Origin of the sequence: Collinsella ureilytica, from assembly GCF_019795105.1 — a bacterium.
Taxonomy (GTDB): Bacteria; Actinomycetota; Coriobacteriia; order Coriobacteriales; family Coriobacteriaceae; genus Collinsella; species Collinsella ureilytica.
On the sequence record NZ_JAIMFO010000005.1, the window covers coordinates 342,014 to 368,388 of the forward strand.

Genomic DNA, 26,375 nt, shown 5'->3' on the forward strand with positions numbered 1-26,375 from the left:
GCGTTTCGCCATTAAACGTCACGCCGCCTCGTGCATCTCATCGTGCAACTCACGCGCTTCTTTTAGAATCCGGCTGCGATTCCAAAGCGCCAACGCCGCTGCCCCGACTCCCGTTACGCCTAGGCAGAGCCAGCCGTTCATATCGCCCAAGAATACGAAAATGAAGGTCAGCGGATTCGCGCCATCGCACAAAGAAGAAATCTGTGCGGATGCCGTACCAGCGTACTTGGCAATATCAAATCCAGATTGCAGAGCAGCTGTTGTTTGGAACGGCGCCATATAGGTAGAAATCAAAAGGCCGATCGCCAGCACCACCACACCAACGATCAGGCCGCGAAAACCGTTTTGCCCAACAATCGGCGTCACCAACACGAGCATATAGGTAGCAGTTGCTAGATCGCCAAACGGAATGACCTGGTTACCCAAAGGCTGTAGCACCACAGCAAGCAGCAGCATTACAGGAATTAAGATCAGCGCCATCGAAAGCGTTACTGGATTACCCACGCCTACAGCAGAGTCCAAACCAATATAAATGCGCCCACGGTTCTTCAGGCGTTTTTGAATGAACTCAGACGCTGCGTCTGAAATAGGCAGCAAGCCTTCCATGAGCAAGGATGCCATACGCGGAATAAGGACCAAAACCGCGCCCAGAGAGATTCCAAGAACCAGAATCTTTGTAATGGAGCCAGCGACATCTGCCGGATCAAAATATGCAACTGCACCGATAACGATACCAATGACGGTGCCCACAAACAGCGGCTCACCGAACACGCCAAACTTGCGCTGCATTGCCTCAACATCAAGGTTGATATCGCGCACACCCGGAATTCTATCAATGAGGGCGTTCACCGCCATTGCAATTGGGGCAAACGCGGCAGTAAAGCCGTGCGGCAACGAAACTCCTGGCATACCTAAAGACTTCTCAACCTGTGGAGCGGTAATATCACCCAAAATGAGAACAATCACCATGTTGATAACAGCGGCAGCAAAGCCAAAGGCCAGGTTATCAGTGATAATCGCCACGATCGAGCCCGTAAATGCAAAATGCCAGTAGTTCCAAATATCTACGTCCACCGTTTGTGTGGTGTTCGTCAGGAGCATAATCACGTTCACTAATAGGCCAAGCGGGATGATCAGCGAGCCTATTGTTGAGCCCATAGCGATTGCTGCTGAGGCAGGCCAGCCCACGTCGATGATAGAAAGTGAGAGGCCAAAGCGCTCGACCATTGTCTCAACAGCTGGAGCAAGGTTCACGCCGAGCAGATTATTAATTACCAGGGTTAAACCAATGAATCCCACGCCGACCATCAAGCCAGCTTTGAGACTCTTGCTAAAGCCTCCACCTAAACAAACGCCGATAATCGTGATGATGATCGGCATCATCACCGATACACCTAATCCTTGTATGAAGGTAAAAATACCGAGCAGAGCTTCCATATTTGCTTCCTTCCCTCAATGAACGGAGGTGTGTGAGCATACAGACAGACATATCCTGTACGTACTGGCGTGTCAGCATCGCGATCGGTCGTGGCTCTTGTAAGCGAAAACGCGCGGTGTGCATTGGGGCGCCAGAGCTACCCGGCACATGTAGCGCTCCGAAGCATCAGAGCCGCGAGCAGGTCAGGTAGTTGCCTACCAACCTGCCGAGCTCCTAGCCAGCCAGGGCTTCCAGAATCTGCTTCTCAGCATCGGCCTTTCCTATGCCGGTCAAAAATGGAACGCCACTCACAAATGCGCAGGAAAGCCCCGCGGGAGCAACCGTCGTAGCAACCAGAAGGTCAGCATCAGAGCACTGAGCAGCTGCCTCAGAAATAGAGCACTGCACGATGCGATATTGCCCTCGGTAGTCATTCTCATCGAGCAGAGTAGCCACCTTGTTAGCAACGGCCGTAGAAGTAGCAACGCCAGATCCACACGCGAGCACAATCTTCTTCATAGCACTCTCCTTTTTAGACAATACGTCTCTACTAGTGTACGTCCTTGGTATCCTGAATCAATCCTCAGTTGATAGCGCAACGGCATCCCCTACCCTCATTAGGCGGATAAATAATTGGGCGCTTTCGGGCTTTGTTACAGTGTTTTTCAAGCTTGCACAGCAAGCTGCTACCTCGTTCAAGCTTGTACAGCATGCGGAGGCTTCTTTCAAGCTTGCATAGCCTGTTGTTACACATCCGAAGGAGGTCTTTAAATAAGACCTTTCAAACTTGAACAGTCTGTTGTTGCAAATTCCTGGCTTTTATTTTTTGCTACATGTTTTTCAGATAGGACGTGGGCGATTTTTATTGGCATGGCGATCTCTGATTATTTCTATGTTCTGTTTTATGTTTGCGAAACGTAACGAAAAGAAACTGAGAATGATTATGAGTTTAATGCCGTCACGCCTATAATGAAGAGAAGCAAGCAACATGGGTTAGATTCGCTTTCTTTAGTGGTGCTGCTTGCGGGCACTGCGTCGGCAGTGCATTGCGTAGACAAAGTAGGAAACATTACAGGTACTGCAACTTATCTCAAAAGCACTTGTAGTACGATAAGCACTATACGTGCAGGTGAGTACATATAAACACAGCAAGAGAAGGGTAGAAACATGCAGTTTAAAGACAAAATTGTTCTTCTAACAGGAGCGAGCTCAGGTGTCGGCTTTGAAGCTGCGCTGCTTTTTGCAGCAGAAGGAGCCAAGGTATATGCCGTTGCCAGAAGAGTAGAGAGGTTGCAAAAGCTAGTTGAAAAAAGCAAATCTGAAGGCTACCCCGGTGAGATCATCCTGGCAGCGGGCGATGTTGGCAAAAAAGAAGACGTTGAAAAGGTTATTGCAACCATTGAATCCCAAGAGGGAAAGCTTGACGTATTAGCGTGTAACGCTGGCGTTATGGATAAATTTGAGCCGATTACTAATCTATCAGAGGAAAGCTTTGACTGGATTATGAATGTCAATGTAAAAGGAAATGCAAGGCTCTTTAAGTATGCTATTCCCCTGATGAAAGATGGTGGCAGTATTGTAGTGACTTCCTCCATTGCAGGCATACGCGGTGGTAAAGCCGGTGCTGCTTATACTATGTCCAAGCATGCCCTAAACGGTCTCGTAAAAAATACAGCCGCCATGTATGGCAATAAGAATATCCGCTGCAATGCCGTTGCACCGGGAGGTATTGCTACCGAGATGGTAACAAGCTTAACAGCTCCTGATGCAGGTATTGATACCGAAGGTATGGAGGTAATTGGCAGAGGCGCAAATATCAATAAGATGAGCGCTTCAGCAAAAGAGATCGCCGAGAACCTTGTATTTTTGGCTTCCGATCATGCCTCAAACATCAATGGCCTGATTTTGGTTTCCGATGGTGGCCTAACCAATATGTAAGCAATAAAAGCAGCAGGTAAAGTGCTGTAATCCTGCTCAATGCATTCCCACAAGCATTACTGAGCAATTAAATTCTCTCCAGATGTAGGCGTTTATTACATCTGGAGAGTTTTTATTGCAAAGCGTCAAGCTTGGATTATAGTTTGTGCGACAAACTTAGCTTCTTTAACGGTCAAGCCGTGCTAGACTTATCACTCGTGGGGGCGTGGCGGAACGGCATACGCAGGAGACTTAAAATCTTCGGCCTTCGGGATTGTGGGTTCGAATCCCACCGCCCCCACCATCTGAGCTTGAACCGCACTGCCCATCTGAGCTCGAATCCCGCCGCCCTTTCACTATCTGGGTGCGAATTCCATTGCCTCCACCATCAGGCTCGAATCTCGACGCCTCCACCATCTGGAGTCGAATTCCGTCGCCCTCCCGCCATCCTTACTATGTGTGAATAGCTGTAGGGCTCGCCGGTCAATGCTTTGTTGAGCCTGGCTACGAGAGCTTGGGCACCCAATCAATCGGCGAAGTTCCGTGCTCCAGCACGTGAGCTGCCACAAGAGCAAGTCCAGTCAGGATTCCACCCTCGCTGACCGTCAACTCACTCATTCCTGCTGTTTGCACGAGCGCTTCCACAATCAGCGCGCCGCCCAAAATCACCGGCGCGCGCTTAGGTTGAATACCGGGCATGTTGACGATCTCTTCAACTCGCTTATATGAGAGTCGGTCAATCATGCTGCGAATATCATCTAAGGTCAGCGTTGAGAGATGGACAGCATGAGAATCGTAAACCTGCATGCCTTTCAACATGGCCACCAACGTGGTAACCGTTCCCCCAACCGCAACAAGCCGCTCGGGCACGTGATGGCACTTTGGCACATATGCCTGCTCTGGGGCGTTCGCGCATTTCGGCAGGCGTGCATTCTCTGGGACAGGTGCGTCATCCACTACACATGCACCCTCCGATACACATGCACCCTCCGATACGCATGCGCCCGCTGTCGCAAGTGAGCCCTCCGATACCTGCGAGAACTCTGGTCCGTACGCCCGCTCTTCCTCGCGCGTACGCGGTTCAGAAAACTGAGCCCAATACTGCTCAAATGCCCTGCGTGCAGCTGTTGCGGCTGCAGCGATCTGCTCCGCAGTTGCTGGCGCTGGCGTGAGATAGCGCTCAGTCAGGCGACGGCACCCCATATCGATCGACGCAACGGCACCGAAAGCAAGCTGAGCGGGCGGCTGCAGCACACCTGTGGCAATCTCAGTTGAACCTCCACCAGAATCTGCCACCGCAATACGCTGACCAGGCATACCGCCCGCAACACCTAAAAAAGAAAGCGTGGCCTCAACCGTTCCAGGAATCACCGTGGGCTTAAACCCCAAAGCCTCAAGGCTGCCGAGCAACTGCGATCCGTTCGTCGCATCTCGCGCAGCACTCGTAAGCGTCATCAGGGTTGCCTCTGGCGCAAACTCGGCGATCTCGCCCGCAAAGCTTTTGCATGCCAGAAGAACCCTCTCAATCGCAGTATCTAAGAGAGCACCCGTGGCATCCACGCCCTCACCTAGGTCGGTAATACGCGTCCGGCGCATCTCAGATACGACGCGTCCTTCGCGCACATACGCAAGCGACAACCGCGACGAAACGGTTCCAATATCTACCGCTGCAACGCGCACTTTTGCCTCCTCTATAGAAGGGATTGCGAGGTCAGCGGCTTCCACTCTTGGCGCGCGAGTCGCTTTTCGAGTCTCCCTTGGAAGTACCTTGTGAATCACCGCTGGAACTTGAGCCAGCATCGGCTGCTGACCCGGATGCCGATCCTACCGCTGAACCGTCTGCTGACCCGGTATCACCATGTCCCGTTGAAACAACCGCCTGGCCCTCAACGCCCGTAAAGAAGAAGAACGCGTCGAGCACCTTGAGATACCATGGCGAATTCTCATAAACCGCGCGCATCGCACGCTCTACCTCGGCAGACGTTGTTGGCTCGTCGTCTTTATGCTTTTTGTTGGCTCGGGACTTATCCTTGTCCTGCTTGGCTTCGGCATCGCTGCCCTTGCCTCCATCAGCGCTGCCAGACTCACCAGCGCCCTTCGCATCTGCATGCTGCTCAGCTTCGGCTGACACATCAGAGGAGCCATTATTACTTGCGCTCTGATCGGCGTTTGCTGCATCGCCAGCATGCTCTCCGGAAGGCTCTGTACCCTGTGCATCACCGTCTGTGCCATTTGATTGAGTGTGCATTCCACCGGGGGTAAGACCAGCAGCAGTAGCCGCAGCAGCTGCGGCAGCGGCCTGGCTCGATGTTCCCGCGCCACCCAAGAGGCTCGCCAGATCTACTGATGCTGCATTTGTATCTCCCGGAACTGCTCCAGCGTCCGTATTGGGCTTAGGCTCTGCTGATGCTTGTGTCTCAGGATCAGGCTCTGGTGCCGGTAGCGGATTGCCCTCATCATCAACGCCCGTAACGGTGATGGTCTGCTCTCCCGCATGCACCATCCCCAGCTCTTTGCGAGCGGTGTCTTCAATCCCCTCTTTTGATAAGAAGACATCTACCTCTTTTTGGAGGCGCTTGTTATAGCGCTCGCGGATTGCCAATTGCTCGGTCAAGATTGCATGCGACCGCTGAGCGATGTAGAGGTCGCGCGCGGGCAGGTAGAGCCCGACGAGAATCGCCAGCGCCACAAGGGTACGGAAGAGCACGCGGTATGGCCCGGTCGTAAACGCGTTACACGCGCGAACGAAGCGATTGTCGCCCGCATATCGCAAAAAGTCAGAAGCTCGCGAGCGGGATCGCCGTGCAGCTCGGGCGTTTGCTGCGGATGCTTGCGTACGTGCGGTGCGTGCGGTGGTACGCGAACGGCCTCCAGCGGCTTGCGTACGGTCAGTGGCTTGCGTACGGTCGGTAGCACGTGCACGGCTGCCGTGAGCTTCCGTGCGAATGTCTGCTGCGGACGCTGGTACCTGACGAGCAGAACGTGTGCGACGCCCTCCTTGAGCAGCTGCCCCTTCTTTCGCGCGATCAGCGGTGCGCATGCGGCGTGCCCCACGAGTGTTTGCTGTACTTGCTTGCCCGCGGTTGTCAGCGGCTTGCGGGCGATTGGTGGCAGCTTGCGTGCGGCTGCCAGCTTGCGAGCGACCAGCTGATCGGCTCGGCATGGACGCTGCTGGAATAGCAGCAGCTGCCCGAGCAGCCTCGGAGAGATTGCCTGTTGCATCTGGATCCAAGCCAGACGTACGCGGGCGGCTGTCAATACCCCCGAAGCCAGCGTGGACTGAGAAGCCTGTTTTGTTTCGAGTCGAAATAGTCATCTGCGCCTTGTGTGTTTGAAGTGCCTGTGCGCTACAAACCAAAGCTTACCACGCGACTCCCCTTTCGCCCCTCAGTGATCTCAGCTCATCCATCTCTCCACGCACTTCAACCGCGCTTTCGCAAACGGTGCAAAGCAAGATCCTTGCGATCGAGAACGACATAATGCCAGGATTTTGTCATCAAAAATGTGTTCATTCCCGGTATAGGGGGTTATATTTAGTACATTTATTGTCCGCCAGGCACAGATTTGACGCGAAGTACGGGCAAAAATGCTCCTCACGACACCAAAATGCACGCTCCGGTGGCGAGCAAAACGAGACGCGGCACCAGCCCAACACGTGGCCGCCCAACGCGTGGCCGCCCAACGCACACGACCCAACGTGTAGCCGCTCACCACACGCCCAATGTCTGGCCGCTCCACGTACACACTCCCAGCGCACAGCCACCCACACGCACCCATCCAACGTGTGGCCGCCCAACGTGCAGCTACCCAACACGCATCCATCCAACGCGCCATCCGAGGCGCGCATCCGAGGCGTACCTCCGCCAAGCACGCACCCTCGATGGGTAGAAGAAAACCCCGCTCGCCTGGAAAACCAAGGCGAACGGGGCTTCAGAACTACTCAGCACCTGCTATGAGCAGAACGCCAACTTACTTGATGCAGTAGAAGGCATCCTTACCAGCGTAGACCGAGCTCTCCTTGAGCTCGTCCTCAATACGGACAAGCTGGTTGTACTTGGCAATACGGTCAGAACGGCAAGGAGCACCGGACTTGATCTGGCCAGCGTTGGTAGCAACAACAAGGTCAGCAATGGTGCTGTCCTCAGTCTCGCCAGAACGGTGCGACACGACGCAGGTATAGCCAGCGCGCTTAGCCATCTCAATAGCCTCGAGGGACTCGGTCAGGGTACCAATCTGGTTCACCTTGACGAGGATGGAGTTAGCAGCACCCAGCTCAATGCCCTTCTTCAGGCGCTCGGTGTTGGTAACAAACAGGTCGTCACCCACGAGCTGAACCTTGCCACCAATGCGGCGGGTGAGCTCAACCCAACCGTCCCAGTCCTCCTCGGCCATACCGTCCTCAAGGGAGATGATGGGGTACTTATCAACAAGCTCGCACCAGTAATCAACCATCTCAGCGGAGGTGAGCGTACGACCCTCGCCCTTGAGCTCATAGTTGCCCGTCTCGGCGTTGTAGAACTCAGTTGAAGCAGGATCCATGGCATACATGAAGTCTACGCCCGGCTTGTAACCAGCCTTCTCAACTGCCTTGGTGATGTACTCAAGCGGCTCAGCGTTGGTCTTGAGGTTAGGTGCAAAACCGCCCTCGTCGCCCACGCCGCCACCAAGACCGGCCTCGTGCAGAACGCCCTTCAGGGTGTGATAGACCTCTGCACACATACGCAGACCCTCGGTAAAGCTCGGGGCACCAACAGGCATGATCATGAACTCCTGGAAGTCCACGTTATTATCTGCGTGCACGCCACCATTGAGGATGTTCATCATGGGCGTGGGAAGCAGGTGTGCGTTCACGCCTCCCAGATACTGATACAGCTCAAGGCCAGCGGACTGAGCAGCAGCGCGAGCAACTGCCAGTGAAACGCCGAGGATAGCGTTTGCGCCAAGGTTGTTCTTGTTCGGCGTACCGTCTGCCTCAAGAAGAGCAGCGTCTACACCGCGCTGATCAAAGGCGTCCATGCCCACAACAGCGTCTGCGCACTCTTTGTTCACATGGTCCACTGCCTTAGAAACGCCCTTGCCGAGATAGCGACCCTTGTCACCATCGCGCAGCTCGCAAGCCTCAAAAGCACCTGTAGAGGCACCAGAAGGCACCATGGCGCGGCCAAAAGAGCCGTCGTCAAGAACAACCTCTACCTCAACGGTGGGGTTGCCGCGCGAATCGAGCACTTCGCGACCGTAGACGTCCAGAATCTCACTCATACAAGTCTCCTTTTCCCTTGAAGACGCAGCTCGGCATTCCGATGCGCCGAACCATACATCTCCTATTATGCCCAATTTGAGTCTCCGAGAACCGTGCATCTTGGCGAATATCTGCCCTTTGCGTTGAAAAACCGTACCGCTCGGGTGATCCGGTCTTGACTCTCGGTTCGCAGACTGCCCTCGGCCTTAATGCGTGTTGTGCAATCCCGCCAAACCTTACTGCCGTGCCATCTTGAACGACTGTCACAAGCCTGAGATGCTTTACACGATCCTGCAGTCCTTTGCTGCCCCGCTTCCTTGGGCGGCTACCTTGGAACCGGTGCATGTTGTGCAATCCCGCCGCGCCTTACTGCCGTGCAACCTTGGATGGCCGCAAAAGGCTCCAGCATGTTTCACGTGATCCCGCCGAACCTTACTGCCGTGCCGGCTTTAGCGGCTGCCAGATGCCTCTGCCCCAGCACGCGGTACGCAGCACGCGATCTCGCGCCCCATCAGCTCAGCTCCTTGAGCAGGAACTCTAAGCCTCAGCACGTTTTACATAATCCCATAGCTCATTTTGCTCAGCCGAGGAAAGATCCTCCAGCGCGCGGCCGTCCCTCGCTGCCTCAGCCTCCATGGCCGACCAACGCTCACGAAACTTCGCCGTACTCGCCCGCAAGGCACTCTCGGCATCTATCCCTTCCATCCGCGCCACGTTGACCAGTGAGAACAAGAGATCCCCGAATTCCATTTCGCGGCTCGCACTGCCAGGACGCTCCCGATCAAACTCGGCGTGCTCCTCTGCTACCTGCGCCCACACCGCATCAACCGAATCCCACTCAAAGCCCGCAGAAGCCGCCTTGCGCGAAACCTTCTGAGCCTGCATAAGTGCCGGCAACGCACGGGGAACATCATCGAGCAGGCCGGACGGAGTCTTAATCTTTTCAGAAACACGCTCTTTGAGCTTTGCCTGCTCCCACGAGTGCAAGGCCTCCTGAGCATCATGTGCTTCAACATCGCCAAACACATGTGGATGGCGACGAACGAGCTTTTCTGAGAGCGTGCGAATAACATCGGCGCAACTAAACTCATGAGCATCTGAGGCAATCTGAGCGTGGAGCAAAACTTGCATCAAAACATCACCCAACTCTTCACGCAAATGATCGGTATCACCATCTTCAATGCAGGCGACGGCCTCGTAAGCCTCCTCGATCATGTTTTTCGTAATGCTCGTATGCGTCTGCGCGCGATCCCACGGGCACCCATCGGGTTGGCGAAGCCGCCAAATGATATTGACGAGCTCTTGAAAGGCCTCGCCCACCTCGGACGGCTCCGCGCTCATGCCTGCCTCCATAAGCGAGACTAGGCTCTCCGTCCCGTGATCAATCTGTTCTCCCATATCAAGCCTCCTCGGTAAGTACTACGTGAGAAAACGTGCCGTCCTCCCAGATACCATAGGAGTGCGAACCGTCTTTAGGAATCGACACGCTCCCGGGATTAAATGCCCAAATTCCCGGATGGTCTGGTGCCTCTTCATTGACCTTATGATGCGTATGCCCAAATACCACCGTTGAACCTGGAGCGAGCTTGGGAAGCCGATTCACGCTATTGTGAAATCCAACCCCATATACATGTCCGTGAGTCAGGAAAAGCACCGAGTTGTCAGGGCAAACGAGCTCAGCAGCATCAGCCATGATAGGGAAGTTGAGCACCATCTGATCTACCTCAGAGTCGCAGTTTCCTCGCACGGCGGTGAGCGGCAGCTGATCAGCAAGGGTATTGAGGAGCGGAATCACGCGCTTGGGATTATAGTCGCGCGGTAGATCATTTCGAGGGCCGTGATAGAGCAGATCTCCAAGCAAGACCACACGGTCGGGAGCCTCGCGATCAATAGCTGCGATGAGACGCCCAGCCCAGTATGCCGACCCGTGAATGTCGGATGCGAAAAGAATCTTCATCAACCGCTTTCCTCTCTTTTTATGCCGAGTGCGCACACGATGCCGCGCGTGTGCCGAATTTATACCGAGCGTGCACAAGCGTTGCCGCACACACGTTCCTGTATGTGAGTCGAACCCGAACGAAGGCTATTGCACGCGCTGAGCCCGCGTACACATTACTGCGCCGCAACGCCACATGGACTCCTCGCACGCTACAGCAAAGCCTCTTCCCAAGCGGCTTCCTTAAAGCCCACCAACACCTGAGCTCCACCATCCACAATAACGAGCGGGCGCTTAACCAGCATGCCGTCAGTCGCCAGAAGGGCAAAGGCGTCCTCATCAGACATACCGGCATCAAGCTGCGCCTTTACGCCGAGTTCACGATAGCGCATGCCACTCGTGTTGAAGAAGCGTCGAAGTGGAAGGCCAGACGCACGCTGCCACTCAGCTAGCTCATCTGCCGTGGGATTTGCCTCAACAATGTGGCGATCCTCATATGAGATACCGTGGTCATCCAGCCACTTTTTTGCCTTCCTGCACGTAGAGCACTTCGGATACTCAAGAAACAAAACTGAACCTGCCATACAATCCTCCTTTAATCGCACCTGCACCGGGCGCGCGAAATGCTTTTTCACGCCCGACGCAGAACACGCACCTATCTCTTGCTACCTTACGCTCGCTCGAAGACGCTTGAACAATCGTGCGGACACAAACGCCTCCCTAGTCGCGAGCTATCTGTTCGCAGTATGCCCAATACAACATCTCAAGCCTCATGACACGAACCACGCCGCGCAATATGCAGATTCGCCGGGCGACCAAGAAGCATACGAGCCGGTAAAAGAAACCCGTAGGCTCGGGCTCGCAAGCCCGGTTGTGTGATGCTGGCTTATACTTAGCCCATGTCATCTCAGCGCCACATACGCCCTGATACGCACACGAGTTCACGAGCTACGTGCACGAGTTCAGAAGCCGCACGCCCGGGGCCAGGAACTACGTGCCCGAACTCAGCGGCTGCACGCCCGGGTTCAGAGGCCACGTGCCCGAGTTCAGAAACCGCACGCCTTGACTCAGAAGCCCCACACCAAAGTTCAGCAGCTACGTGCGCAAATTCAGAGGCTACGCACCCGAGCAAACGGATCTCTGCAGGAGCGAAGGCCGCCCACTACGGAATCTTGGTTGCCCTCGCACTTGTTGCAGGCTATATAGAGATGCTCATTCCCGCGCCTGTTCCCATTCCTGGAATCAAACTTGGCCTAGGAAACCTAGTTGTTCTTGTTACCCTAGTTCGCATGGGCACAATCGGAGCCCTCGCCGTAACAAGCGCAAAAGCAGTACTCTCGTCCATCCTTTTTGGAAATCCTCAGATCATGCTGTTCAGCCTGGTTGGAGCCCTCCTCTCGTGGCTGGTTATGGCACTTGCATATAAAAGCCGAATGCTCTCGTGCATCTCCATTTCTGTGCTTGGTGGAGTCGCACACAACGCAGGTCAGCTCATGGTTGTTGCCCTGCTTCTCACACCACAGGTTGCACTTGGCTCAGCACCGCTCCTTGCAGCATCTGGAATGCTTGCCGGAGCAGCTATCGGGATTATTGCGCACACAATTCTGGCGGCTCTGCCCCAGCAAGACAGGTGGTCGAGGTGACAGAAGTCTCGAGCAATGAGAGAACTTGCTCTTGCAGGCACCGTCAGCCTGATGGTAGCTCCATGATGAATCGGCGAGCGCTCGTACTGGGCGCTTTCAGCATTGCTGCTACGGGCGCAGCTTCACTCCTCACCGGCTGCCATTCTGGCGAGGTTTCCCGTCTTTTTGGCGGGTCTGCCCAGCAAGACACAATCGATTACAACCTGGTTCGTGGATCAACCTTTGCCTTTGATACCTACTGCGAGTTCACCATCTATGGTGGAGCAGATAATCACGCAGAGCACACCTCCGGCAAAGCCACTGCGCAGGAAGCCCTTACCCTGTTGATCTCTGAATGCGAGCGCTACACCGCCCTGCTTGATCCCTATAGCGAAACGAGCGATATCGCACGCATTAATGCGGCACACGGCGCTCCTACAACCGTTGATCCAGACACAATTGCAGCTCTTACCTGCGGCCTTGAATATTCAGAGCGCTTCGATGGTCTGTTCGATATTACGATTGGCGCGGTCTCTATGCTTTGGGACTTTAAGGAAGGCATCCGTCCCACCGATGAGGCACGTACCAACGCGCTACCTCATGTGAACTGGAGAAATGTTCATATTGATGAGGAGACTGCCACCGTTACGCTCACCGACCCCGAGGCAAAAATCGACCTCGGCGGTATCGCAAAAGGCTTTGTTGCCGATCGACTCTGCCAAACCCTGCGCGAGCAGACCATCATCGAAGCCGCTGTTATCTCCCTTGGTGGTAACATCGCCTATTTTGAAAGCAAACCTGATCACGATAGCTGGACAACGGGCATCAGAGACCCCGCCCATCCCGGAGGCACCGAACTCGTGGGCACGATCCACACCGACGGCGGATCGGTAGTAACCAGCGGCCTCTATGAGCGAACTTTTACCGATAGCGCCGGTACCTGGTGGCATATTTTGGATCCCAAAACTGGTATGCCTGTGCAAACTGATCTCGTGTGCGACACCGTTATCTGTGAGTCTTCTGCCTTGGCCGACGCCTTATCTACCACCCTTTTTGTTGCAGGCAGCCAGCGCGGCCAAGAGATCGTATGTGCAATTCCAGATGCTGAGGCTTACTTCATCTTGGAAGATGGAACACATGCCGCAAGCGAACACTGGCAACAGCGAACAAGCTTTTCAAAAGCTCGCAAATAGCCTGACTTACTGCACCTTACATGCACACTCAGCCGCTGGCACCGCAGACTCAGCAGGCGTGGCGACCTGACTTTGCAGCAACTCGCACACGCACGCACTCAGTCCTACACCAAACCAGATCGGCTCCGTACATCGCGACCAATGCTTCGCAAGTCATAGGGAGTTGTCTGATACACGTAATAATTGAGCCAGTTAGTATAGAGCAGCTGAGCATGGCTTCTCCACGTATTTGGCGGCTCCGCACTCGGGTCATCACCTGGGAAATAGTGACGAGGTATTGCTACCGGAATCCCCCGCGCAAGATCACGCTCATACTCAAGGCGTAAGGTCTCGGCATCATACTCGGGATGTCCAAACACAAAGAACCGACTGCTATCTGTACTCTTTACAATATACAGTCCCGCCTCATCAGACTCTGCGATGATCTCAAGCTCGGGCACGCGCTCAATATCTTGCCTGCGCACTTCAGTATTGCGGGAATGAACCGCTCGGAATGTATCGTCAATGCCGCGCACCAAAGGAGAGCGCGGCTCCACCAAGTGATGCTCAAACACACCCGTCGCTTTTTCGGGGAGCGCATACTTAGGAATACCGTAATGATGATACAGACCAGCCTGAGCGCCCCAACAAATATGCAGGGTTGAATGTACGTTTGTAGAGCTCCAGTCCATGATCTCTTGTAGCTCGCTCCAGTAATCTACCTCTTCAAAACGTAGCTGCTCAACCGGGGCACCCGTGATAATCAAGCCGTCGTAGCGGTCATAACGCACGTCGCGAAAGGTTCGATAAAACGTCTCAAGATGAGTCGCAGAGACGTTCCGCGATTCATGACTATCCGCACGCAAAAGCTCAACCTCTACCTGTAAGGGAGTATTTGAGAGTTGACGCATGATCTGCGTTTCAGTAGCGATCTTGGTTGGCATGAGGTTCAAGATGAGCACGCGCAAAGGACGAATATCCTGATGCAGTGCTCGAAACTCAGTCATAACAAAGATATTTTCGCTCTCAAGCTCAGAGGATGCAGGTAGAGCGTCTGGAATGCGGATCGGCATATGGCCTCCTTCGGTGCTTTGAATCCATAATAGCCGAGCGCAATCGCTACATACGAGAGCAAGCTCGCACAAGGCGAGAACTTACTACATCAGCGCTGTTTGTGAACTTGATAAAAATCAAGCGCCGCGATAGAGGCGATCATACATTTCGCGTGAAGAGACACCGAGGCGAGGATCAAACTCTTGCAGGCGACCGTCCTTAATAAAGAGCACCGTATCTGCCACGCGGTCAACGTTATCAAGAATATGAGAAGAGATCACGATGCAGCTTCCCTCAGCAGCGCGCTTACGCAACAGCTCAGTGTGGCGAGCCACATTTGTAGGATCGAGCGCGTTCATGGGCTCATCGAGCAGAAGGTAGCGCGCACCCGTAAGGTATGAGATCGCAAGTACTACCTGCTGTCTCATTGCCTGAGAAAGCGAACGCACCGCTTTTTTATAAAGTCAGCAATCCCGCACGCCCAATCATCCCAGCAATAATGTGCGCCGAGAAAGCAGAGACTGGTCTGCCGAGCAACACGCAAGCAGAAGGGTATGCAAAGTCTCCAATGCCGTTGAGGGCGGCAGCACATGCAAAGCCAACAAAAAGCGGCGCAGCAATTGCTACAGCCGCAAGTGCGCCTGCAGCAAAAAAGGCAGCTACAGACACCCACACTCTCGGCACTGGAGCCTGCCGAACCAGAGAATCTCCTCCCATCAGGCTTGCAGTTGCAGAAGAGAGTGCCAACACAGGCAGCAGCCATAAGATCGAAGGAAGCATACTCAAAAGATGTGGCACATACACCGCTGCGGGCATCTTCCGAGCAATCGGATACAGAACAGGATCAGAAAGCTCAGCCATGTGCTTCAGCAGCAAACCACGTGCGGCAGCCTGAGCAGAACCATCCCTACCTGCAAGCTCGGTGGCTCCCTCAGCTACAAGCTCAGAACGCAAGCTCTCAAAAGCGCCAAGCGCTCGAAACTGACTCGCCGGATCAGGCGCGTAAACAAAGGCGTTCAAGTGATCGTAGAGCTCTTGCATGCGTGCTGCGCGAGGATCATGCTCATCCATAACGGCAACCCGATCCGCAAGCTCATGCATAGGGCCGCCCTCGTAGCGCGATGGGTAATAATCCGTCAGATCGGGATCGAGCGAAAACACAAGCGGGAACAGGGCTGCAACCGCTACCAGCAACACAGCTGCACCATAGGCAGGAGCTTTTACCAACAGGCGTGAGAGATAGAGCAGATACGTGCCAAAGCCAGGGCGCGTAGACGCAGATGGAGATGATCGAAAGTGTCTACCTGAATCCGCTCCTCCATGGTCAGCTTCGTGTGCATCCGTTCGAAAATGGCGACCTAGCAACTCCGAGTCACTGCGATGCTGGTCTTTGTCCCAACATGCCGGGGGAAGCTCATCATCGTTACCATTGACTCGCCGCACACCACTTGCGCGAAACACTCGCACCGCAACAAGCAGCACAATCGCCAGCACGACCGCAGTTATGCCCAGCGAGCTTACTCCATGTACAAACGTAATGCCTGACAGCTCATGCCAGGCAGGTATAGCCGTAACACTACCAACCGATTGGCGCAGGTCAATATAGGTGCAGGGCAAAAACGGAGCAATTGCTCTAAAGGATGAACAGCGACCATAATAATCCCGGAACACAAAAGGAATCAGCATGACTGCAGTCACAAGCGCAATGCCCGGCAAAGCACGATTACAAACTGCCACAGAAATATGCGCCATGAGCGATGAGATAAGCGCGAACAACATCGTGAGCAAGATCATTTGTAGGATCACAAACCCCACAGCAGACTCAACTACCCGAGCGCCATCGTTAAACACTACGGGATAGCCCAGGTCGCCTATGCCATTGCGGATGCCGAACACAAGCAAACTCGGCACATGCGCCAGAGCTACCACAACAAGCCCTGCAGCCGCACTCCCTATGACGGCGAAGGCAAAGCGAGAACGGTCTCCCACCGGAGCAAGATCAGCTAAGCGTTCGCGGCGAAGCCTGCGTGCACCGAGAGTAGCGAGCGTTAAGACAGGCAATGCCCACACAATTGTGTCCACACTTGCCTCGGCCGTATCTCCCGATCCCGCTCGAGCACCCGGCTGTATGAAGGGAAGCATCCGTGCAAAATCCGCCACTCCCTTGCTATCCGCTGCGAGCCAGGTAAGCGCTGGCATGTCTGCATTGGTGCGATAAAAAGCAATATGCGGACGCTGCTCCAGCGCTCGATAAAATGCTATCTGCCCGAGGTTTTCTGAGGTTCCCACACCACCAGAGACATCATATTCAAGCTGAAGATAGTCCGCCCGCGCCTCACAATATGCAGCAAGATCACCAGCATCCCACGCAGCAATGATTGCGCGCATCGCCTCTTGAGCCTTCTGTGCTTGCTCATACTGCACCTGATGAGCTGGGTTAAACTCTCCATCAGCTGGCTCAGGAACAGTGGGCTGATACGCAAGCTCACGATTCATTTCTACGTTGGATCGTTCTACATCGCCAAGAAATGTAGAGAAAAGCCCGGACAGGAGTAAGATTTGCAAAACTATAAGCATCACAAGAACGGGCCACGATCTGAGCGTTTCGCTTATCGTACGGCGCATGAAGCGGATGCCCATAGCAACCCCTCCCCAACAGAGGGGCGTCCTCGGCAGAATGTCACCTCCGAAATGTGACATATATCTAGGAGAGACGCCCTAGGGGGTTGACGCAATAGCGAATCGTCGCAACAGGCAGAAGAAGGGGCGGAGCGTCGCACATCGAAATGATTGTGCAAAGCCCCGCCCGGGCATTTAAAAAGGGCAATCTAAAAAGTATAGGTAGACTCACGAACCGATCGTTTGAGGTGAATATGAGGCATATTGTTGTCTCCCAGCGTTACGGATGCTTCCACCCCATAAACGTCTAGGATCAACTCCTCAGTGAGTACCTCGCTCGGTGTTCCCTCAACACACGTGCCTCCGCTTCGCATCAGCACCGTTTTATCCGAAAACTGCGTTGCCAGGTTTAAATCATGCAGGGTAATGAGGGTGATTGTATTTCTTGCCTTGGTATAAGCCGAGATCAGCTGCATAACCTCCAGCTCATTTCTAATATCCAGATTTGCTGTTGGCTCATCGAGAAGCAGTATCTTCGGCTCTCTCACAATAGTCTGAGCAATGCCGACAACCTTTCTTTGACCGCCACTCAGTGCGTTATAACGCGCACCAGCCAGCGGCTCAAGGTGCAGCGCCTCGAGTGTCTTCCAAACGCTCTCTTCATCTTCTGCAGAAACCTTGAGGCCAAGCCTGCTAATCTTTCCCAGCAGCACCACATCAAACACGGTCAGCGCAGGCTTGTTGGCATTATCCTGGGTCAAATAACCCATGCTCCAATTGTATTTATCTGCCGAATACTCCAAAACATCGCGCTCATCCAAAAGGATTCTTCCGATCTGGAAGCTCCGGTTTGCAATTGAGCGCAAGGCCGTGCTCTTGCCTGCCCCGTTTACGCCCAAAAGCGTGGTTACTTCTCCAGCAGCTGCGCTAAAAGAAACGCCTTCTAGGATGGGCTTTGGGCTCCCGTGATACCGATATCCGCACTGTTCCAACTCAAGCTGCTTCATCGTGCACCGCCTTTTTGCCGCATAACCAGCACAAAGAAGAACGGCACGCCGATGATGGACGTAATAATTCCGATGGGATAGATGATTCCCGGAATAATGACCTTACTGATGATGGAAGCAACGGAGAGGATCGTCATGCCGCAGATTGCGGAGGAGACAATGTATGAGCGCTGATCCTCACCAACTACCATTCTGGCGATATGAGGGCCTGCAAGACCAACAAAGCCAATCGTTCCTGTAAAGCAAACTGCCGTTGCAGAGATCAGCGAGATGAGCAAAAAAGCCCGGAGTTTTACGCGGCCAACCTTCACGCCGAGACTCTCGGCCTTTTCATCTCCTAAGAGAAGCGCCGTATACTTCCAAGAGTCCTTTAACAACAGCGGCACGCAGATGAGGGTGCAGGTAGCGGTGATTGCAAGCTTGAGCCAGGTGGTCTTTTGCAGGCTACCAAACGACCAAAATACGATGGCCTGGTTCTGCGTTTCAGAAGAACCATATTGAACGAGCGCCTGCAGGGCTTGGAACAAAAACAAGAGCGCAATGCCAGAGAGCACCATGCTGTTTGCAGCCATGCCGCGCTGCCGTCCCATCCAGTAAATGAGCAGGCAGATAAGCATGGAAAACAAAAATGCGAGGCTTGATGTTCCAACAGAACCCAGACCAACGACGATTGCTATCGAGGCTCCAAAGGCAGCCCCTGCACCAACACCAAGTGTGTAGGGGCTCGCCAAGGGGTTGACTAGGATGGTCTGCATGACTGCGCCGGAGCTACCCAGCGCACACCCAACTACCAGCGCCATCAGCGCAATGGGCAATCTCATACCCAGTACAACAACCTGTGTATTGACCGGCACCTCGCCGAGCTGGAAGAGGCATGCAAGAACTTCGTTCCAGCTCAGCATGGCAGGGCCGGTCATGATATCCACGACCAAGCTGCAGGCACAAAGCACCAGCATCACGATGGGAAATACAAAGCGGATTTTCACGCCGCGCTTGTACTCTTTTCTGATGCTCTGAGTATCTGCAGCAAGCTCTGCCTTGTGATCTGCCTTCTGGCTACTCACTTAAAGACACCGTCCAGACGCCCTCGAGCTTAACTGGCATATAGCGCTCAAAGAACTCTTTCAGATTTGCCTCAGGATCGATGTCTTTAAAGAGCTCAGGCTGAACCATCTTGGCCATCATCTGAACACCGGCAAAGTCAAAGATATGACGAGACAGGTCGTGATACACGGCACCCATCCGGTGATTCTTAACGGCATTCAAGCCACCCCAGCCATCACGATTCTCATAGCTCGTAAGAGCAGCGAGAGCAGCCTTCTTATCGGCACCATAGCCGAGAACAATATTGTCGCTAATATCCGTCTGAGGGCTTGCGGCAAAGATCACAACATCGGGGTTTGCAGCAATGACCATCTCGGGGTTTACATCAACGCTGTTGCCATCACCAAAGTCGTACGCGATATTCACGCCACCACAGGTTGCGATGAGCGGACCCCACATCTTCTTGCCCCAGCTGTTGCCATACTGATTCACACCACGGCTGAACTCCATATACACATTTGGCCTGGGATCACTATCGGAAAGCTTGGCAATGCGGTCAGTCACAACCTTCATCTGCTCAGTGTAATAATCCACGATCTCTTTTGCGCGCTTGGTTTGCCCCAGCGCCTCGCCTAAGGCAAGCGTGCTCTTTGAATGCGTCTCGACCGTCTGAGAGTGGTAGTCAACAAAAAGAACCGGAATACCCGACTGCTCAAAGAGGGGCAAGCTGGACTCGATGTAGCTAAAGTTCACCGGAGCGGACATAATGACCAGATCAGGCTTAAGCGAGATGATGGACTCTGCACTAATGCCGTCGTTATATCCAACGTCTGCAATTTCTTTGAGCTGAGGGAATGCCTTTGTATAGGTATCCCATGCGTCTTCACGACGGCCCTCCCAATATGCATGGCTGTAACCAACCAGCTTATCGACGCCGCCTTCGCCGGCCACTGCCAAGTACTCCTCAAGGTTAAAGGTCACGACGACTTTTTTTACGTCTGACGGAATCTCGACCTCACGATCAAGCACGTCAACTACCGTCTTTTTAGTCTGCTCTTGGGCAGCTCCGGCATTGCTGCCTGCTTGGTTAGAAGCAGCTTTGCCGCAGGCACCAAGCGTGAGTGCCACAAAGCACGCTAAGAAAAATGATAAAAACTTTTTCATGTACATTCCCTTCTTTCAGCAAAAAGCCGAACCCTTGCTGTATGTTTCCGGGAGTTCACCCGGAAGGTTTTCTTTTACGAGCTGATCCGCTCTGATCCACGTAGATGGCTCTTTATTGCCATATAGCTATACGATGAGCAGCGCTTTAAAATCCTCGAGGTTGTCCATCGGTCTCCCTTCTGGGCTATCCGGGGGGATTTGATAATATATTCTTGCCGGATTGTAACATTTTCATAGCCAAAAACAACTCATCCCCCACCGGAAGCGCAAGCGGGCGCGGATGGGAGGGATCGTGCTAAACAGATGATCTGAAGAGGTGCGCGTGCCGTTCGGGAACGCGCAGGCGAGCTTGAGCGAGCTGAGGGCGCACACAAAGCGGGTTCTACCAGGGATTCTGGCACGACGCGGGGGCATAGTCAGGCGATTCTAAAAGTTACAAGTACGGTTTAGGATGCACGAACAGGCACGCACCGTCGGCTTAACGTCAGACGCAAGTCAGCCCCCTGCAAGAAAGACTCCTTATGCGCGAAAAGCTGCTACACAAGACAGCTCCCTGCAAGAAAGGCTCCTTATGCGCGAAAACCTCGCCCGATAATCTCTGAGCTATTTACGATTGTCATAAATGCAGATGGGTCAAGCTCACGTACATATCGCCTGAGCTTCATGGCTTCACGTCTGGAAAGCACGCTCATCACCTGCATGACCTTTCGGCCAGAATAGGCACCGTAGCCAGGAGTGATGGTGGCGCTTCGGTTGAGCGAACGCACAATAAACCGCTCAACCGCGCAAGGATCTGAACAAATGACGGTGCAAACCTTACGCAGATGTAGGCTCTCAATTGCCCCATCTACCACGAGTGTCTTGGCAAAAAGCCCCAAGATGCAATATAGCCCCACACGCGGGCCGTAGAGCACTGCCGCCGCCAGTACAATCGCTACATCCACTACGAGAAGTGCCTTGCCAATTTCTAGGCTGGTACGGCGATTCAAAATCATTGCCAAAATATCTGTTCCGCCGGTCGAGGCTCCAATATCAAATACGATCGCACTGCCCACAGCCGGAAGAATCACGGCAAAGCACAGGTCAAGCCACATGTCTCCGGTAATTGAGGTGTTCACAGGCACAAACCGCTCAACTAGCGACACGTAGGCAGAAAGAGCAGCAGAAGCAAACACACTCCAGCCGACGCTGCGCTTATCTAAAAAGACCAAACCAAAGGCAACCAGTACCGCGTTAATTACCCACATAAACGCACTGACCGGATAGCTCGGATACAGCTTGATGAGCACAATGGATAGACCCGAGGTTCCACCAAATGCAAAGCCATTCGGAGCCTTAAACACCACAATGGCAACTGCCGTGAGCAGAAGACCTAAGTTGAGCACCAAAAAGAATCGGATCCGCCCTGGCCGAGAGCTACGCTTCTCTGCAATGAGGCGACTCCGCTCCGCCTCTTCACTCGTTTGGCAGCCCGCCATGGGCACAACATTCAGGTCAGCCGGGCCATACGTATGCGACCCCGCATCCCCTTGCATGAGCGATGCTCCTCTCAAACCGAGCTCAATGACCAACGCGGTGCTGCGAGCTGTATCTTCTGATGAGCGATACACCTCACAACACCTATCCTCGCGGTCATGATAACGCGAGTAGAGAGGATGGCTCTCATATTAGGAGTCGCTACGGAATGTTCACGGACAAGCGGCTTATCAGCAGGCGTGGATGGCGGGCGGAAAAGGGGAAACACACCTAGCGGTGCCGCTGCCCGCGCATTCACTCCGCGCGCTTACCCGAACTCGCTTATCCCCGAGCTCTTCGAACTCGCTGTTCTATTCCCTTTGATTAAGCTTATAAGACGCGCTGCTATCCAGGCTTGTTGTGCTGTGCGCTGCCCGGACTCGCTGCTCTCAACTGCACGCTCGTAGCTGCACACCTCACTGCAACATGTCTTACGCGAGTGCAGCTTTTGATAAACGAAATACCTCGCTCGTATGCTCAGATACCACAATCTGCTTCACAAGTTCCTGATCCTGAATTAGGCCGATAACCCGCTGGAGCATCCCTAAATGTGCATGTGCCTCGGGCAGCGCCAGCATAACGACTAAGCTCACCGGACACGTGGCTGTTGGGTCATCCATCTTGCGCCAAACTACCGGGTGCTTGAGCACGCCTAAACAGATTGCCCCACGCTCCACATGCTCAGGATCGCAGTGAGGTACCGCTGCACATATCCCATCCGGAACCTCAAGCCCCGTAGGAAAATTCCGTTCGCGATCCAACAGAGCTGGAAGAAACGAGTCCTTTACGAGCCCACGCTCAAGCAGCATATTCGCAAGGCGTTCCTCTACTTCCTCCGCCTGGATCTCATCCTCAGCGAAGATGAGAACCAAATCCTCGCTAAACGCCAACTCTGCCATATATCGCTCCTCTCGGTTAAAAGATGCATCCGCCTACGGCTCGATTGCCGCAATTACCTCTTCAACTGCTCGATAATGTTCAGAAAATAGCTCGCTCAAATAGGAATGGCGCTCTGGGTTGCAGGTGTACACCGTGGATTCAAACTCAGAAACCACCTCGCGACCCGCCTTTTGAGCCGCAAGCATCACTGCTCCTCGCGCCACCGACTCACGCACCCGACACGCGCGCACTTCAACACCAAGAGCATCTGCCTTCAGCTGCATCCAGAGAGGCGACTTAATAGAAGGGCCGATGACCTTCGCCACTCGACATCCCTCATTGCCCAGCATATGGTCGTAAAGGTTTTTGAGCTCAAGCGCCAGGCCGAGCGTTGCTCCATAGAAGAGATCCTCGCGCGTTGTTGTGTCGGAAAAGCCATACAGGCAGCCTTTCGCGTGGACACTGCGCCTCGGCGGCCCACTGCCGCGTAAGTGCGGAATAAATACAAGCTCGCGGCCAACAAACTCATCCGCGAGGTATCGGCGGTGCATGCGCGCAGGCAATACATCAAAAAAGGTGTCCTGATCAATCCCCATCATCTCGGCCACCCACTCAAGGGCAAAACCCGCCGTGGGCAAAGATGCATAGTAGGAAAATCTCCCATCGCGCACATAGCGCCCATTAGATAAACGTGCCTGAAAGGAGCCATTCGTAAGCACTGGCTCACGATTCAGGCGCAAAATGCCCTCAGATGTACCAGTGGAATTGAGAATCTCAGAATCAGGATCAAGATCACAGGCAATTGATCCGGCCATATGATCATGGCCAGCCACACATACCTGGCAATTTGCCGGCAAGCCAGTACGTCGTGCAATTTCTGGCCGCACGGCACCTCGGCTCACGCCGCTTTCCACCAAGTGAGGAAAAAGCGAGGCATCCAAGCCATAGCGCTCAAGAATTGAAGTATCGGTCTTTCCACTTGCGACATCCATCACAAAGGTTCGAGAAGCAAGCGATTCATCCTGGGCTCGCTCACCATTGAGCCACCAAGCAACAAAGTCTCCAAGTGGAAGCCAGGTAGCGCCTGCAACCTGCGACCCATGGTCTCGCATCCATAAAAGCTTAAACAGGCCATAGTTGGAATGCGCAGGAATACCCATGCGCTCGTAATACACAGCAGCCGAACCATCGGCGTGCAGTTCATCCACATACTCGCGCCCACGCGTGTCAAACCATGCGATTGACGATCCATCATGAGAACCATCTGGATAAACAAGTACTCCAGATTCTCCGACGCTTGCCACCGATATAAAACTGATCGGCACCATATCAGCAACATCGGCACACGCAGTTAGAGCGCGAGCAAGCTCGTGCTTAAGTGCATGGACATCAAAATCTACATAGGTGCCGTCTTCGATCTTTGGGGTTGCAAACTTCTCAAGGTGCACAACATCGCAGGCAGGTAGACGGCACAGCAAAACTTTGCTGTTTGTTGTTCCAACATCAATTCCAATCGCATACTCCATAGATCTCATCCCCTCTCCTTTGTGATGCACCAAGACGGAGCAGAGAGCAACTTTTTGCTTCAAAGCTCCGTCTTGTTTTTCGGTGCAGCCTCAACTTGCGAAAGCCCGCACCCGTACCAGCACACCTCTTGGGCTTTCTAGCTCTTTACTCGCCAGCCTCCGCTATGTCATATGCGTGACGGCGTGTTACTTTCCAAGTAAATGCAATTAAAACACCTACTGCAATAGCAGCGCCGATGGCGAGGTAATTACCTGAAAATACCTGATAGATGAGGTAACGGAAGGGATTGCCACCATCCAAGAATGCCGTAACAAGGCTCCCAGAAGCAGACGTATCATAGCCAACGTTTTGCGCCAGCTGCGTAATCAAAGGAGCAGCAGCCGAGCAAATGAGCAGATCCCCAATCAGGCAAGGGATTGCCACGATTACCGCACGCACAATGTTTTGGTTGCAGGCAACCACAATCATGGAACAAAAGACTGCAATGTTGGCAAGGTCGGCAACGGGCAGCGTGCGATTTCCCGGCACTACAAAAGCCAACAAGACTGCAATCGGCGTTAACAACAATCCCGTTGAAATAATGGCCGGGTTACCAATTGCAACTGCAATATCCAAACCAATATTAAAGTCAGTGCGATCGGGGAACCGCTTTGCCATAAACTCACGCACGCCATCAGAAAGTGGAATCAGGCCGTCCATCAAAATACGCGTCATACGCGGCAGGATATACATAACAGCGCCCAAGGTAATTGCGAGCTTGAGCAGGCTATTGAAGTCATATCCGGCAAGCAAACCAAGCATCAGACCCAAGAAGAATCCGATCATCATCGACTCACCAAAGATACCCAAGCGCTTCTGAATGGTCTCAGGATCTGCATGTAGTTTATTAAGACCAGGGATCTTGTCGATTAACCAGTTGCCGAGCAAACCGATTGGGAAGAACACCGCACTTGAAAGGGTGGGGAGAGAAACCCCAGGCAGGTTGCAGTGCTTCTGCACAAGCGGGGCACTCCAGTCAGCGATTTTGATAATCACCACTGCTGCAATTCCTGCGCCTACCAGACCCAGGGCAAAATTGCCTGTCGCGACATAAACGAGGCATCCCGCAAAAGCAAAGTGCCAGTAGTTCCAAATATCAATATCGATCGTGCGCGTCCATTTAAAGGCAATCATCACAAGATTAATGACCAACGTAAGCACGATTGCAAATGGGGCAATAGGAGTTCCCCAGGTAATGGCTGCAAGCGGTGTCCAGCCAAGATCCACTGCGGGCATGTGAAGCCCGGTGCGCTCAACCATGGCTTGAGCCGCAGGGCCAACCACGCTTCCCATCAGGTTAAAGATGGTGAAAACACCTACGAAGCCGATGCCCGCCATAAGGGCTGAACGAAATGCCTTCTGAGGCTTGATGCGAAAACACAGCGCGATGACTAAAATCACGCAAGGCAGCATGACTGTTGCATCAAAGCTCAAGACATACTGCACAACCTCATTTAGGGTTGATGCAAACTCTTCCATGGTTCCTCCCGTGTTTGTTGTTGTGTGCCAATAGGTTTTGAATACGCTTGATCGATCTAAAAATGCAGACGAGTCCTTCAGGGGTGGCAAGCACCCCTTTTCCTGTGTTCAACTGTTTTTTGAATGAGACCGGTGAGCGGTGCAGTGTGTCGCCGTTCGACTGCTCACGTGTGCGGTTGAAGCCTGCTGAGCTGCACGCCTTGTACGTGTACGCCCACAGAGGCTACGAGCTCACTTCGCACTCATATGCCATTCAGGCGAACTCAGCGAGTCACCTCGTTTGTGAAACAAGCATAAGCACGGCTGGCCGCCGCCTAAGATCGGAGAATGTCTTCGATCTCTTGATACGTCTTCTCGGCACCAAAGCCCATGAGAATAGGCAGGCCCATTACCACCGGTGTTTTGATCTTTGCCGGCACCTGGCAGGTTGCCACAATCAGGTCAAACTCGTCGCCAATCTGCGCAACGCTGGCAACATTACGCTGATCAAACTCGCAGTCAAGCCCGTGCTCCAAGCAATACTCCTTGACCTTCTCTTCCACCACGGTTGACGTGGCAACGCCTGTCGCACAAACAAACAGCACCTTTTTCTTTGCCATGGCAATCTCCCTTCTGTATCCACCTTGCATGGCCTAAACCCGCGCCCGTACTCCCCTTACGCCGCTGCTTTGTCCTCAAGCCCGTTAATAGCAAGCTGGGTTTTTCGGGCAACCTCGCTCACTGCAGCTCTGGCTCGAAGCAATACG

The 26,375-nt window shown here is 53.6% G+C and carries 22 protein-coding genes and 1 tRNA gene; 4 read left to right on the forward strand and 19 right to left on the reverse strand.

Annotated elements, in window-relative coordinates; translation table 11 throughout:
* Positions 1 to 18: 18 nt before the first annotated feature.
* Positions 19 to 1,437: a PTS galactitol transporter subunit IIC gene (locus K6V98_RS04215; protein WP_222199268.1), complete on the reverse strand. Its 1,419-nt coding sequence runs from the start codon at positions 1,435 to 1,437 to the stop codon at positions 19 to 21.
* Positions 1,438 to 1,651: 214 nt separating this feature from the next.
* Complete coding sequence (locus tag K6V98_RS04220; protein WP_222199269.1) at positions 1,652 to 1,936, reverse strand: PTS sugar transporter subunit IIB; 285 nt, start codon at positions 1,934 to 1,936, stop codon at positions 1,652 to 1,654.
* A 648-nt stretch (positions 1,937 to 2,584) separates the two neighbouring features.
* Here K6V98_RS04220 and K6V98_RS04225 point away from each other — a divergent pair.
* Entirely contained in the window at positions 2,585 to 3,355 is a 771-nt protein-coding gene (locus tag K6V98_RS04225) for an SDR family NAD(P)-dependent oxidoreductase (protein ID WP_222199270.1), read from the forward strand.
* A 199-nt stretch (positions 3,356 to 3,554) separates the two neighbouring features.
* A tRNA-Leu gene (locus tag K6V98_RS04230) sits at positions 3,555 to 3,638 on the forward strand.
* Between the two features lie 200 nt (positions 3,639 to 3,838).
* Here K6V98_RS04230 and K6V98_RS04235 read toward each other — a convergent pair.
* The 6 genes from K6V98_RS04235 to K6V98_RS04260 form a co-directional block, all read right to left on the reverse strand.
* Positions 3,839 to 5,014: a Ppx/GppA phosphatase family protein gene (locus K6V98_RS04235; RefSeq protein WP_222199271.1), complete on the reverse strand. Its 1,176-nt coding sequence runs from the start codon at positions 5,012 to 5,014 to the stop codon at positions 3,839 to 3,841.
* Positions 5,015 to 5,045: 31 nt separating this feature from the next.
* Positions 5,046 to 6,650 carry an FtsB family cell division protein gene (locus K6V98_RS04240; RefSeq protein ID WP_222199272.1) on the reverse strand — a complete coding sequence of 535 codons (1,605 nt, stop codon included), beginning with the start codon at positions 6,648 to 6,650 and terminating at the stop codon, positions 5,046 to 5,048.
* 653 nt (positions 6,651 to 7,303) lie between these two features.
* Complete coding sequence (eno, locus tag K6V98_RS04245; RefSeq protein ID WP_222199273.1) at positions 7,304 to 8,593, reverse strand: phosphopyruvate hydratase; 1,290 nt, start codon at positions 8,591 to 8,593, stop codon at positions 7,304 to 7,306.
* Between the two features lie 517 nt (positions 8,594 to 9,110).
* Entirely contained in the window at positions 9,111 to 9,971 is an 861-nt protein-coding gene (gene mazG / locus K6V98_RS04250) for a nucleoside triphosphate pyrophosphohydrolase (protein ID WP_222199274.1), read from the reverse strand.
* Position 9,972: 1 nt separating this feature from the next.
* Positions 9,973 to 10,530, reverse strand: coding sequence for a phosphodiesterase (gene yfcE / locus K6V98_RS04255; RefSeq protein WP_222199275.1), 558 nt, complete (start codon positions 10,528 to 10,530; stop codon positions 9,973 to 9,975).
* 191 nt (positions 10,531 to 10,721) lie between these two features.
* Entirely contained in the window at positions 10,722 to 11,093 is a 372-nt protein-coding gene (locus K6V98_RS04260; RefSeq protein WP_222199276.1) for an arsenate reductase family protein, read from the reverse strand.
* Between the two features lie 315 nt (positions 11,094 to 11,408).
* On the opposite strand from K6V98_RS04260, the gene K6V98_RS04265 reads away from it, so the two are divergent.
* Together K6V98_RS04265 and K6V98_RS04270 are read left to right on the forward strand one after the other, a co-directional pair.
* Positions 11,409 to 12,152: a Gx transporter family protein gene (locus K6V98_RS04265; protein WP_222199277.1), complete on the forward strand. Its 744-nt coding sequence runs from the start codon at positions 11,409 to 11,411 to the stop codon at positions 12,150 to 12,152.
* Between the two features lie 62 nt (positions 12,153 to 12,214).
* Positions 12,215 to 13,324, forward strand: a complete 1,110-nt coding sequence (locus tag K6V98_RS04270; RefSeq protein ID WP_306792741.1) for an FAD:protein FMN transferase — start codon at positions 12,215 to 12,217, stop codon at positions 13,322 to 13,324.
* Between the two features lie 104 nt (positions 13,325 to 13,428).
* Here the strand turns inward: K6V98_RS04270 and metA are convergent, their stop codons facing one another.
* The 11 genes from metA to K6V98_RS04325 all read right to left on the reverse strand — a co-directional run bounded on the left by metA (position 13,429) and on the right by K6V98_RS04325 (position 26,228).
* A complete protein-coding gene (metA, locus tag K6V98_RS04275; RefSeq protein WP_222199278.1) occupies positions 13,429 to 14,376 on the reverse strand; it encodes a homoserine O-acetyltransferase MetA in 948 nt (315 codons plus the stop codon).
* Positions 14,377 to 14,493: 117 nt separating this feature from the next.
* Complete coding sequence (locus K6V98_RS04280; protein ID WP_222199279.1) at positions 14,494 to 14,784, reverse strand: P-loop NTPase family protein; 291 nt, start codon at positions 14,782 to 14,784, stop codon at positions 14,494 to 14,496.
* A gap of 28 nt (positions 14,785 to 14,812) precedes the next feature.
* Positions 14,813 to 16,996 (reverse strand): hypothetical protein, encoded by a 2,184-nt coding sequence (locus K6V98_RS04285; protein ID WP_222199280.1) that lies wholly within the window; start codon positions 16,994 to 16,996, stop codon positions 14,813 to 14,815.
* A gap of 188 nt (positions 16,997 to 17,184) precedes the next feature.
* Positions 17,185 to 17,982 carry an ABC transporter ATP-binding protein gene (locus tag K6V98_RS04290; RefSeq protein ID WP_222199281.1) on the reverse strand — a complete coding sequence of 266 codons (798 nt, stop codon included), beginning with the start codon at positions 17,980 to 17,982 and terminating at the stop codon, positions 17,185 to 17,187.
* The gene (locus tag K6V98_RS04295) at positions 17,979 to 19,046 is read right to left on the reverse strand and encodes a FecCD family ABC transporter permease (RefSeq protein ID WP_222199282.1); all 1,068 of its coding nucleotides are present in this window, start codon (positions 19,044 to 19,046) and stop codon (positions 17,979 to 17,981) included. Before K6V98_RS04295 ends, K6V98_RS04290 begins: the two co-directional genes overlap by 4 nt.
* A complete protein-coding gene (locus K6V98_RS04300; protein ID WP_222199283.1) occupies positions 19,039 to 20,190 on the reverse strand; it encodes an ABC transporter substrate-binding protein in 1,152 nt (383 codons plus the stop codon). The genes K6V98_RS04295 and K6V98_RS04300 overlap by 8 nt, the downstream gene beginning before the upstream one ends.
* 569 nt (positions 20,191 to 20,759) lie before the next feature.
* A complete protein-coding gene (locus tag K6V98_RS04305) occupies positions 20,760 to 21,725 on the reverse strand; it encodes a YitT family protein (protein ID WP_306792742.1) in 966 nt (321 codons plus the stop codon).
* Between the two features lie 411 nt (positions 21,726 to 22,136).
* Positions 22,137 to 22,604 carry a PTS sugar transporter subunit IIA gene (locus tag K6V98_RS04310; RefSeq protein WP_222199284.1) on the reverse strand — a complete coding sequence of 156 codons (468 nt, stop codon included), beginning with the start codon at positions 22,602 to 22,604 and terminating at the stop codon, positions 22,137 to 22,139.
* A 33-nt stretch (positions 22,605 to 22,637) separates the two neighbouring features.
* The gene (locus K6V98_RS04315) at positions 22,638 to 24,119 is read right to left on the reverse strand and encodes an FGGY-family carbohydrate kinase (protein WP_222199285.1); all 1,482 of its coding nucleotides are present in this window, start codon (positions 24,117 to 24,119) and stop codon (positions 22,638 to 22,640) included.
* Between the two features lie 136 nt (positions 24,120 to 24,255).
* Complete coding sequence (locus tag K6V98_RS04320; protein ID WP_306792743.1) at positions 24,256 to 25,719, reverse strand: PTS galactitol transporter subunit IIC; 1,464 nt, start codon at positions 25,717 to 25,719, stop codon at positions 24,256 to 24,258.
* A 224-nt stretch (positions 25,720 to 25,943) separates the two neighbouring features.
* Entirely contained in the window at positions 25,944 to 26,228 is a 285-nt protein-coding gene (locus K6V98_RS04325; RefSeq protein WP_222199286.1) for a PTS sugar transporter subunit IIB, read from the reverse strand.
* Positions 26,229 to 26,375 lie beyond the last annotated feature (147 nt).

Coding starts and splice junctions, on each gene's coding strand:
- K6V98_RS04215 (WP_222199268.1), bottom strand. CDS start 1,437: ATGGAAGCTCTGCTCGGTATTTTTACCTTCATACAAGGATTAGGTGTA.
- K6V98_RS04220 (WP_222199269.1), bottom strand. CDS start 1,936: ATGAAGAAGATTGTGCTCGCGTGTGGATCTGGCGTTGCTACTTCTACG.
- K6V98_RS04225 (WP_222199270.1), top strand. CDS start 2,585: ATGCAGTTTAAAGACAAAATTGTTCTTCTAACAGGAGCGAGCTCAGGT.
- K6V98_RS04240 (WP_222199272.1), bottom strand. CDS start 6,650: ATGACTATTTCGACTCGAAACAAAACAGGCTTCTCAGTCCACGCTGGC.
- eno (WP_222199273.1), bottom strand. CDS start 8,593: ATGAGTGAGATTCTGGACGTCTACGGTCGCGAAGTGCTCGATTCGCGC.
- mazG (WP_222199274.1), bottom strand. CDS start 9,971: ATGGGAGAACAGATTGATCACGGGACGGAGAGCCTAGTCTCGCTTATG.
- yfcE (WP_222199275.1), bottom strand. CDS start 10,530: ATGAAGATTCTTTTCGCATCCGACATTCACGGGTCGGCATACTGGGCT.
- K6V98_RS04260 (WP_222199276.1), bottom strand. CDS start 11,093: ATGGCAGGTTCAGTTTTGTTTCTTGAGTATCCGAAGTGCTCTACGTGC.
- K6V98_RS04265 (WP_222199277.1), top strand. CDS start 11,409: ATGTCATCTCAGCGCCACATACGCCCTGATACGCACACGAGTTCACGA.
- K6V98_RS04270 (WP_306792741.1), top strand. CDS start 12,215: ATGATGAATCGGCGAGCGCTCGTACTGGGCGCTTTCAGCATTGCTGCT.
- metA (WP_222199278.1), bottom strand. CDS start 14,376: ATGCCGATCCGCATTCCAGACGCTCTACCTGCATCCTCTGAGCTTGAG.
- K6V98_RS04280 (WP_222199279.1), bottom strand. CDS start 14,784: ATGAGACAGCAGGTAGTACTTGCGATCTCATACCTTACGGGTGCGCGC.
- K6V98_RS04285 (WP_222199280.1), bottom strand. CDS start 16,996: ATGGGCATCCGCTTCATGCGCCGTACGATAAGCGAAACGCTCAGATCG.
- K6V98_RS04290 (WP_222199281.1), bottom strand. CDS start 17,982: ATGAAGCAGCTTGAGTTGGAACAGTGCGGATATCGGTATCACGGGAGC.
- K6V98_RS04300 (WP_222199283.1), bottom strand. CDS start 20,190: ATGAAAAAGTTTTTATCATTTTTCTTAGCGTGCTTTGTGGCACTCACG.
- K6V98_RS04305 (WP_306792742.1), bottom strand. CDS start 21,725: ATGCAAGGGGATGCGGGGTCGCATACGTATGGCCCGGCTGACCTGAAT.
- K6V98_RS04310 (WP_222199284.1), bottom strand. CDS start 22,604: ATGGCAGAGTTGGCGTTTAGCGAGGATTTGGTTCTCATCTTCGCTGAG.
- K6V98_RS04315 (WP_222199285.1), bottom strand. CDS start 24,119: ATGAGATCTATGGAGTATGCGATTGGAATTGATGTTGGAACAACAAAC.
- K6V98_RS04325 (WP_222199286.1), bottom strand. CDS start 26,228: ATGGCAAAGAAAAAGGTGCTGTTTGTTTGTGCGACAGGCGTTGCCACG.